Below are 9,737 nucleotides of genomic sequence, written 5' to 3' on the forward strand. Positions count from 1 at the left end.
CAACCCACCCGACCATCCAGAGGAGGACGCTCAGTAAATACCGCGCAACGGTGCCTCATTCAGGTTGACAGGTTCCGGCACGCAGTTACTTGTTGGTTGTAGCGAGCGAGCAGATCATCATCTTCAGCGCGTGAACGCGTTCACCGCTGATGTGGCTGGGTGCCTTCGGCATACTCACGGGAGCCGGGACGGGTGGAGCCGGCCGAGAAGCGGGGCCGGAGTCTCTTATTTTTCCCGGCGCAGGCAGCGCGAACGTGGTTGTCGGGGTCGGCGCGATCTAATCGAGAATGTGCCGCCAACTCAGTTGCACACCGAGTTGGCGATCTTCCCGCCGCCCAGCCTGTTTAACGCGTCTTGTTCTGCCGCTTGACGTGAGAGACCGGTTCCACCTTGGTAATTCGAGCCGTCAGAGGCCACCGCGCCGCAGAGGTTGAAGCTGATGATGACTCTGCAGTCATTTTCACCACACTGCTCCACAGCGACTCGTTCGGCTTGAGTCTTGACCTGGTAGCCCCGCGAGGTGCCCCATGCGCCGGTGCTTGGGGAGTAAGCGATCGCACCGTAACGCATTACGTGCGGGACGGGCATTTGGTTGCCCATACCCATCTCGGCCACTGCAGCATTGTCGAGGTTGGCACTTACCTGGGGAATAATCGGAAGTACCAGGATCATCAGCCCCGCTGTGGCGCCGACGGTGGCCACCGCAAACCCCATTTGCTGACGGCGTTTCGTATTCATTTCACTAACCCCTTTCTGAGGTCTGGCGGAGGAGTTCGCGGGAGGCCAACCTGGCTACACCGCGGGCGTTTTGAAGTTATGGATGCGGTGTCGGCTGGGGTGTCGGCGTTCCCGATTGATGAGGCTCCATGGAGCTTCCAGGCTGCATCGTGCCGGGTCGCATTCCCCCGCCGGATCCCATCATCGGACAGCTGCTGTCGCCCGAGCCGCCGGAGGCTCGCTGCCCGCCGCCGGGGCCGTCCGTGGCTCGCCCCAAGAAGAAACCCCAAAAGAAGATCACAGTCACGATGAAGACGACTCCGGCGGTGATCGCTACCACTGACCAGATTCGATCCACCCGGCTGGGCTGATTGGGGTGATCGGCGACGGAAGGCTGTGCTGCCGTGGCCGACGGCTCGCTGGACTCATTTGTTTGCGTCATGCCTCGGGATTTTGCCACGGGATACCCTTGGGGGGTAGGGACTAAAGTCACTGGGGCGGGGGCCAAAGTCTTAATCTCGCAGTAATCCGCAAGACATATTGTTGCGGCCCCGACGGTTGAGTTTCATGCCGGGTCAGTCGCTGCATACCCTGGGCGCGGGGCCGCGCACCCGAGATATTGTCGTAGACCATCTCGTGTCGGATCTCCGCCACTGGCGAAATAGCGCCCAGAGGCACCGAGAACGCTCGCGGACTGGCCTCCGGGCACAAGTGGCCACCCGCGCTCACTCGCAACCAGACTCGGTGCACTGCTGCCCGGGCTTCGCGTACGTCGGGCGCTAAAAGACTCTTGGACCACCTTCCGCAGTCGCGTTCATATCTGGTCAGGATCGAACAAGTCGCGCGATAGCCGCGGATGCCTCGGCCAGTTTTGCGTCCGCCTCCTTTCCTCCCTCGGCAACTGCTTGGCTTACGCAATTATCGAGATGGTCGTCGAGCAGGTTGAGCGCCACGGACCGCAAAGCACTGCTGGCCGCGCTGATTTGAGTGAGGATGTCGATGCAGTACTTGTCTTCGTCAATCATCTTCGCAATGCCGCGAACTTGGCCCTCAATTCTACGCAATCGCTTGGCATAGCTGTCCTTGTTTGCCGCATATCCGTTCGTCGTTTTCATTTGAACTCCTGGACTCGGATCATCGGGTCGTAGATTGTACTGCCGCGTGATGAGCGTGCTCGACATTCAACGACGTCTTTTGTGGCTATTGTACCTAACGGGAGTTCCGGCTATCGTCGCTCTCGGTATGTAGGCCTGCAGGCATCACCAGCAGAGAATGCATAGACCGGTGTCAACATTCAGCCGCTGAGACCTGTTCGACCTCATACGCCTCTTGGAGTGGGGGTCTACCTACTGCTGCTGTGGTGGCATGTGGCGCGTTGGGTTAAGGGGAACGGAAGCGAACATTCGCCTACTAACGCGACGTATGAATTTACCCAAGGGCGGGGTTTGCTGATAGCTCTCTTCGAGTTGCATTTACGCGTTGCCGAGATCACGGGCAACACATGTGCAGGCCGCAGAGGAACGCTCTCTAATCCGTGTGACTAATCATGATCCATAACAAGGGGTAACGGCACTTAAGCGAATGGTCCCAGTGCCTGCTCAATCGGTCGCGTTGGTTGGTCGCTGCCACCTTCCCCCGAACAGTTGATTGACTTCTGGATCGTATCAGTTTGGTGAGAAACTTAAAGCTACGCCGAGCTGAGTATGGAGGATTAGCAATGGTAAAAGGCGATCTAAGCACCTACAACGAAGACGGGGTGTGGAAGTCGAAGGTAGAAGGCAACAGTCGCGCAGCTCATACTGGTGGCACTAAGGCCGACCAGCAGGCTATCGGCCGACAGATGGCGAAGGACCGGGGTGTAGAACACATGGTCCGAAAGCTCGATGGCTCGATTGGTGAGAAAAACTCGTACGGAAATGATCCACACCATCCGAAGGGGTGACTCAGCCGTATTGAGGAGTGGCGGAACCGATGCGACCGAGGCTGTGCTGGCGGGCGGCAGTGCAGCGGTCTCGCAGTCACCGCCGTTGCCAACGCACTTGTACATTCCATGCCGCCAGCGATGTTCGTATGGCTGAATCGCCCTGGCATGTGTGGAGGCGCTCTAGACCTTGGAAATGAAGATGGAGCCATGTCGAAGGAACAGGTGCCTGGAAAGCCGACGTCGCGTCGGTGCAGTCCGGACGAGAAAGTCGCCGCGGATGGTCCGTGTGTGCGTGCGGAGTTGGGTACCAGGCATCGGACAGTGCATCGGGTCAGCACGCCAACTCGGGTCCGAAATTTAGTCGGTGCGCTCCTGGGTCCGCCAGGCCGATCTCGATCACGGATACGCGCCCGGGGTGTCCGCCGCGCAGTCCCAGCGGATCAAGGATGTTGAGAGGAGAACCGAGAAGTCAAGCACGCCAACGAGACCTGAAGCGAGCGGTCTTCGCCCGGCTGGGGATCGGGTCAAGACCGACGCTCGTGACGCTGTGCACCTGACACGGCTGTTGCGCTTAGGTGAGATCACTACGGCTACCGTGCCCGAGGCCGAAGTGGAGGCGGTGCGGGATCTGGTGCGCGCCCGCGAAGACGCCCGCGCCGATTTGATGCGGGTCCGCGATCGGCTGTCGAAACTGCTGCTGCGTCAGGGTCGGGTGTATTCGGGTGGGCCGGCCTGGAATGGGGTGCACGAAACCTGGCTGCGTCGTCAACGATTCGACGATTCCCACACCAGTGCGGCCTTTCATCACCACTTCGATGCAATGCTCACCGCGACTGCAGCTCGGGATCGCCTCGACGAGCAGATCGTCACGATCGCGGCCTCACCACGGTGGGCCAACTCGAGGTCATCATTGATCTCCTCGCGGGTCGATAGCTGAAGCGCCAACGAAGGACTTTGTACCCTACCCCCGTGAGGTACCTGCGTGGCAGACTCAACCTGCGCCAGCAAGCAGCGCGAGAGGAGTAAAGAAATGACAACAAACGTTTTACGAACGACGAGTAAGGAGATTTCGTCATGGCGGTAGCGGCAAACCAGGCCTGTCTGGATGCGTGCGCGGAGTGTCAGGCGGCGTGCGAGGCGTGCGCGAACTGTTGCATCAACGATACGAAGATGGCCGACTGCGTCCGGTTATGCTTGGACTGCGCAGCGATTTGCGCGGCGTGTGTGACGCTGGTGTCCCGTGGGTCTCGTTGGGCGTCTCAGTTGTGCCAGTTGTGCGCAGAGATTTGCGAGGCGTGCGCGGCCGAGTGCGACAAGCACGACAACGATCACTGCCGCGCCTGCGCAGAGTCTTGTCGCCGCTGCGCTCAAGAGTGCCGGGCGATGGCCTGATCCAATCCAGCCGCCAAGTTCATGGCCGCTGCGCCTAGCTGGTGGAGCGGCCATGAACGCGCCCCGTGGCGGCCTTGGGTCACGCCGTGACGGGCCCCCCAGGCTGGGGACTCGATCGAGTTGCCCGGTTTACTGGTGGCGGCGGTTGGGTTAAGCGGTCGGTTGGTGCCAGCGGAGATGATCGTCGCGGATGAGCTCTTGAAAAAGCTCGCAATTTACTGCATGCCACTCACGAATGAGGAGCTCCTTCGTTCGCGGATCACGAACGACCTCTGCCCGCCAGGGCAGGCAGTCCGGGCATGCCAAGATCTCGTAGGCGTTCCCCGCGTCGTCGAAAGCGCACAGGTCAACGCTCCCGATCGGGGCGCCGAAGCCAACGTTCGGTCGCGGGGCTTGCGGACGGATTCGTCGGTCAGTCAACCGTTGCGAGGTTGGTCGGTTCAGCGGAACGTCATCGTCATCGACGAAGTCGCCGGGTGTGAGTGGGCGGTGTAATCGTTGTTCAAGGCAGCCGATACAAAGGCGGCCGCGAACATCGCCCGCGGCCGCCCACAGTGCATCATTTACCCTGTACGTCTCGTCCCATGTGTCGTATCCGCAAGCCGCGCAACTAAAGTCACGTAGAACCATCGTCCACCGACACGATGTGACGTTGCCGTTTGAGGTGGTGAATTCACGCCATCCGTGGGCGCCGCGAACGAGCGTCAGTGCCACGGCATTTTCGTGGCAATGGGCAGTGATGGCCCGGGCTATGGCCTCCTCGACCTCGCACAGATTATCAACGACGGCATCGGTGAAAAGGTCATGACTTTCGAGTCGCCACCCGAGGCGGACTCCGGGGGCCGGCCGATACTGAAAATCCATCACTCTATTTTTCACCCGAGTACGTGCTGAGGTCCACATGTCCGGTTGCGAATAGGTTCTCACGCATCTGCGATCTGTGTTTACAGATCGTCCGGCAGAACCGCTTGACCCTGAACGCGCAACCACGAAAACGACTGGATGGACTGCTTTCGTCAGCTGCGCGGGGCGGGTTCCCGCGCGAGGCAGCTCACGCGTTTCTTCGCAACTGCGTTGACCTGCTTGGAATTTCGCACATTCGATCATATGACCCCGCCTTGGGACGCTCTTATTGATAATGATTGTCAAAGCCAGTAAGCTGTGCGGCTGGTGCTTGGTGGAGGAGTGTTGACATGGCCCCGGTGTGGATGGCGTGGCCGCCTGAGGTGCACTCGACGTCGCTCACGAGCGGCGCGGGACCCGGCTCGTTGTTGGCGGCCGCGGCGGCGTGGTCGGCTTTGAGTACCGAGTACACCGAGGTGGCCCACGAGCTCATGGCTTTGCTGGGTGCGGTGCAGGGCGGGGCCTGGGAGGGGCCGAGCGCCGAGCAGTATCTGGCCGCGCACACGCCGTATCTGGCGTGGCTGACGCAGGCCGGCACTACCAGCGCGGACGCCGCTGCGCAGCACGAGATCGCGGCCGCCGCATACATGACCGCGCTGGCGACAATGCCGACGCTGCCCGAGCTAGCCGCCAACCACGTCATCCACGGGACATTGGTGGCGACAAACTTTTTTGGGATCAACACCATCCCGATCGCGCTCAACGAGGCCGACTACGTGCGGATGTGGATCCAGGCCGCGACCACCATGACGACGTATGAAGCAGCGTCGGGCGCGGCGCTGGCGTCGACACCGCAGCCCGCTCCGGCTCCGGAAATTGTTCAAGGGGACAACCAGGCGGGTGGGGACGGGCATGGGGGTGCGGCCACCCCCATCGACGACGCCGTTGCGGAGTTCTTGCGCATCATCTCCGGTGGCCGCGTGATGTGGGATCCCGCCGAGGGCACCCTGAACGGGATTCCCTTCGAGGAATATACGAATGCGGCCGACCCGTACTGGTGGGTTGCTCGGGCGATCGAATTCCCTAAAGATTTTGAGACGTTTGCTCAGGAACTGTTAACTAATCCGCAAGAGGCTTTGCAGTCCTACTTCTATCTGCTATTTTTCGACTACCCTCTGCACATTCCACAGATTCTTCAAGCGGTCAACCAGGCCCCGCTATTACTGGGGGTCGCTTTCGGTGCCGCCGTCACGAATCTGGGAGCGGTCCCCGGTTTGGCCGGGCTTTCCGGCCTGGCCGCCATCCAGCCTGCGGTGACCTCCGCTGTCGGGGCGCCGCCTGTCGCCCCTGCAGGGCCAATGTTGCCGCCCGCTGCGATGGCCCCGGGTGTCGTGACAGTCGCGCCCGCTGCGCCGGCTTCCGCGCCCGCGCCCGCTACGAGTACGGTTGCCAGCGCCGGGGCGGCACCGCCGCCACCGGCTCCGGCGGCCGCCGGCTTCGGTTACCCGTTCTTGGTGGGGGGCGGCCCTGGCGTGGGCTTCGGGTCTGGGATGAGCAGTAGCGCGAGTGCCAGTGCCGGTGCCAAGAAGAAGGCGCTAGAACCCGATTCTGCCGCGGCGGCAGCCGGCGCAGCCGCGCGCGCGCGGGCACGTCGCCGCCGGCACGCGGCGCTGCACGACCACGGCGACGAGTTCATGGACATGAATGTCGATGTCGACCCGGAGTGGGGCGTACCGCCAAATAGTGAGCAGAAGCTGTCGAGCGCCGCGTCGGATCAAGCTGCCGGAATTCTGGGGTTCGCCGGCATGATGAGTAAGGAAGCGGGCGTTGCGGCGGCGGGTATGGCCAAGCTGCCCGAAAACGAATTCGGCAGCGGGCCAAGGCTGCCGATGGTCCCGGGCACCTGGAATCCCGACCAAACCGGCGCTCCCTGAACCGCTGTAGTGTCGCTGGGTTTCGGAACGAGGGCACAGCTGGGACATCACGCGAGCCCCGGGTCGTCGGCACGGGCGGGGTGTGTTGGCACCGGCTTCGCTGGGGTTGTTTGATACGGGGGTAAACAAACATTGGCAAAGCCGTGCCGCAGGGCCGAACTGCTTTGAACGTCCGGGGTTATGGTGCGCCGGGTCAGTGAGGGGCGCGGATTGGGGGGTGAGCGGTGGTCGGGCTGGGAATGAGTCGCCGCAACGGCTGGGCGGTGGGGGTGGGCGCCGTCGTCGTGGTCGTGGTGGCGGCGGCGATCGTGGTGTGGTATCGGCGCGGTCAGGACACCGACCACGTGGATTGCCAGAAGGCCAAGTGCGTGGCACTGACGTTCGACGATGGGCCGACTCCGTTCACCGACCGGCTGTTGCAGGTGCTGGGTCGGCGTGATGCAAAGGCGACGTTCTTTTTGATCGGCAACAAGGTCGCCCGTGATCCGCAGGCGGCCAAGCGCATCGTCGACGCTGGCATGGAGGTGGGCAACCACACATGGGAGCACCCCAATATGACCACGATCGATCCAGCCCAGATCCCGCGGCAGCTCGCGGCCGCCTCCCAAGCCATCACCGCGGCGACCGGATGCTCACCCACGCTGCTGCGCACCGCCGGCGGCTTGATCAACGACGCCGTGCTCGACGAAGCCCGAAGGCAGGGCCTGGCTGACATCAACTGGGATGTCATCCCGTTCGACTGGATCAACGACGCCAACACCGCAGCCACCCGTTCCATGTTGATCACCCAGATTAAGCCGGGATCGGTGGTGCTGCTGCATGACACCTATTCCAGCACCGTGGATCTGGTGTATCAGTTCCTGCTGGTGCTGACGGCCAACGGCTATCACGTGGTGACGGTCAGTCACCTCCTTGGCTCGCGTTCACCGGGCAGCAGTTACGGAGGGCGCGAGAACGGGCCGCCAGTCAACGTGTTGCGCGACATCGAACCCGCCGACATCCCGGCTTTGCCGGCTACGCCTTCGCCCACGCCGGCGACGAACATCCCGATCACCGATCTGCCGAATCAAAGTGCAGGCGGCCCACCGCAATAGGCGCCCCCCGCGGCCAACGAGGCGGAAGGCTTCAACGCGAAGTCCACAGCACTAACGGGTTATCGCCGACGCGGCCAACAGGAACGTCACGGCCGCGGCTCCCGTTCCCCCTGCTTCTGACCTGTATGGGTTCAGGACATCTTTGACCGATCGTCACCAGGACATCGTTGACGGGCAATCCGTGGCTGACACGGTCTTGTGGTGGTCAAGAAAGAGATTTACGAATCAGATTCCGATGTTGCGGCGCGCGTCACGATCGAGGTCCGACTGCGTGCTGTCACTGAAGTCAACGACGGTGCACCCGTTGGTGAGGTCGCTGAACGCTATGGCGTCACGCGCCAGACGGTCACTGCCTGGCGCAAACGCTACGAGGCCGGCGGCTTGAAGGCTTTGGCCGATCAGTCACGTCGCCCGCATTCCAGCCCGGGCCGCATCGCCGCCGACGTTGAGGCGTTGATCTGCGAGATGCGCCGGCATCATCGGCGATGGGGAGCGCGGCGAATCACTCATGAGCTGAAGCGTGAAATCGGCGGACAGGCTCCGTCGCGTTCGACTGTGCATCGGGTTCTGCTGCGCAACGGTCTTGTGAATACTCAAGAGCAGCAACATAAACGGGTCTACAAGCGGTGGGCGCGGGAGGCGCCGATGCACCTGTGGCAACTCGACATCGTCGGTGGGGTGTTCTTGGTCAACGGACGCGAACACAAAATGCTGACCGCCATCGACGACCATTCCCGATTCGTCGTCGCTGCCACCGTGTTGCCGCAGCCGTCCGGCCCCGCGGTGTGTGACGCGTTCCTCGCGGCGATCAACCGCTGGGGTGCACCCTTTGAGGTTCTCACCGACAACGGCAAGCAGTTCACCGGAAAATTCACCCGGCCACTGCCCGTCGAGGTGCTCTTCGAGCGGATCTGCCGCGAGAACGGCATCACGGCTCGTTTGACCAGACGTCGTTCGCCGACGACCACTGGCAAGGTCGAGCGCTTCCACCGCACACTGCGGCGCGAATTGCTCGACGAAGTCGGTGCGTTCGAATCCATTGAGGCGGCCCAGGCCGCGATCGACGAATGGGTACATACCTACAACACGGTCCGCCCGCACCAATCGCTGGACATGGCCACACCGGCCAGCCTGTTTCGAAACCGGGCAGGCGAATCCACACTCACGCCGTCAGACGAAACCCATTCCGCCGACCAGACCACCAATGCCGCACCGCTGTTGCAACCCACCGACATCCGCGCCTGCGGGCCCACCGAGATGGACGTCCGCGTCCCACCCTCGGGTGTCGTGGCCATAGCCGGCCTGCAGCAACTCTGGGTCGGCAAGAACTACGCCGGCCTGACGGTGACCTTATGGATTGACCTGACCCGCATCCATGTCCTGCTTGGCGACGAGGTCATCAAAACTGTCCCATCCCGAGTCACCACTGCCGACCTTAAGCACCTGTCGCTACGCGGTGTCCGCGCCGGGCGAGCAGACCCGGTTGAGCCCGCCGCGACAAGCGTGGACGTGGGTAAGCGGCCTGCACCCGTCGAAATCGACCGCACAGCAAGCCGCGACGGCATCGTTGTGGTCGCTGGTCGCGACCTGGCCCTGGGTACCGGTAGTGCCGGCACCAGAGTGACGTTGAGATTCGACGGTGGCTTAATCCACGCGACTGCAGGGAACATGTTGCTCAAGACACTGCCAAACCCATTTAGCCGCAATGAAGTCCAGCAGCTCAAGGGAGTCAGACCCGCAGCATCGCCGCTTCCGCTGCCCATGGCCATGAAAAAGTACCCACTGGTGGCCAAGTCGAGGTATCCGTTTTTGGCCGGGTAAAAGTATCCACCC

General features: G+C 62.2%; 10 protein-coding genes. 7 read left to right on the forward strand and 3 right to left on the reverse strand.

Annotated elements, in window-relative coordinates:
- Positions 1-300: 300 nt before the first annotated feature.
- Positions 301-738, reverse strand: a complete 438-nt coding sequence (locus AO501_RS07575; RefSeq protein ID WP_055577145.1) for a DUF4189 domain-containing protein — start codon at positions 736-738, stop codon at positions 301-303.
- Between the two features lie 128 nt (positions 739-866).
- Here AO501_RS07575 and AO501_RS36940 point away from each other — a divergent pair, with 128 nt between their 5' ends.
- On the forward strand, positions 867-1,088 hold the full coding sequence (locus AO501_RS36940) for a hypothetical protein (RefSeq protein WP_055577146.1): 222 nt from the start codon (positions 867-869) through the stop codon (positions 1,086-1,088).
- Between the two features lie 453 nt (positions 1,089-1,541).
- Here AO501_RS36940 and AO501_RS07585 read toward each other — a convergent pair whose 3' ends face one another.
- Positions 1,542-1,832: a metal-sensitive transcriptional regulator gene (locus tag AO501_RS07585; protein WP_055577147.1), complete on the reverse strand. Its 291-nt coding sequence runs from the start codon at positions 1,830-1,832 to the stop codon at positions 1,542-1,544.
- Between the two features lie 602 nt (positions 1,833-2,434).
- Here AO501_RS07585 and AO501_RS35140 point away from each other — a divergent pair.
- The 3 genes from AO501_RS35140 to AO501_RS35145 all read left to right on the forward strand — a co-directional run bounded on the left by AO501_RS35140 (position 2,435) and on the right by AO501_RS35145 (position 4,033).
- Positions 2,435-2,659: a DUF2188 domain-containing protein gene (locus tag AO501_RS35140; protein WP_082658456.1), complete on the forward strand. Its 225-nt coding sequence runs from the start codon at positions 2,435-2,437 to the stop codon at positions 2,657-2,659.
- Between the two features lie 397 nt (positions 2,660-3,056).
- Positions 3,057-3,578: an IS110 family transposase gene (locus AO501_RS40645; RefSeq protein ID WP_411580561.1), complete on the forward strand. Its 522-nt coding sequence runs from the start codon at positions 3,057-3,059 to the stop codon at positions 3,576-3,578.
- 233 nt (positions 3,579-3,811) lie between these two features.
- On the forward strand, positions 3,812-4,033 hold the full coding sequence (locus AO501_RS35145; protein ID WP_156298123.1) for a four-helix bundle copper-binding protein: 222 nt from the start codon (positions 3,812-3,814) through the stop codon (positions 4,031-4,033).
- Positions 4,034-4,183: 150 nt separating this feature from the next.
- On the opposite strand, the gene AO501_RS37810 is transcribed toward AO501_RS35145, so the two are convergent.
- Positions 4,184-4,897 carry a hypothetical protein gene (locus AO501_RS37810; RefSeq protein ID WP_197048186.1) on the reverse strand — a complete coding sequence of 238 codons (714 nt, stop codon included), beginning with the start codon at positions 4,895-4,897 and terminating at the stop codon, positions 4,184-4,186.
- Between the two features lie 329 nt (positions 4,898-5,226).
- Here AO501_RS37810 and AO501_RS07605 point away from each other — a divergent pair, with 329 nt between their 5' ends.
- The 3 genes from AO501_RS07605 to AO501_RS35160 all read left to right on the forward strand — a co-directional run bounded on the left by AO501_RS07605 (position 5,227) and on the right by AO501_RS35160 (position 9,725).
- Positions 5,227-6,810 (forward strand): PPE family protein, encoded by a 1,584-nt coding sequence (locus AO501_RS07605; protein WP_055577150.1) that lies wholly within the window; start codon positions 5,227-5,229, stop codon positions 6,808-6,810.
- A gap of 239 nt (positions 6,811-7,049) precedes the next feature.
- Complete coding sequence (locus AO501_RS07610; RefSeq protein WP_055577151.1) at positions 7,050-7,904, forward strand: polysaccharide deacetylase family protein; 855 nt, start codon at positions 7,050-7,052, stop codon at positions 7,902-7,904.
- A gap of 201 nt (positions 7,905-8,105) precedes the next feature.
- Positions 8,106-9,725: an IS481 family transposase gene (locus AO501_RS35160; protein ID WP_197419786.1), complete on the forward strand. Its 1,620-nt coding sequence runs from the start codon at positions 8,106-8,108 to the stop codon at positions 9,723-9,725.
- The last annotated feature ends 12 nt before the right edge of the window (positions 9,726-9,737 follow it).

It is taken from the genome of Mycobacterium gordonae (assembly GCF_001417955.2).
In the GTDB taxonomy this organism is placed as follows: Bacteria; Actinomycetota; Actinomycetes; order Mycobacteriales; family Mycobacteriaceae; genus Mycobacterium; species Mycobacterium gordonae_B.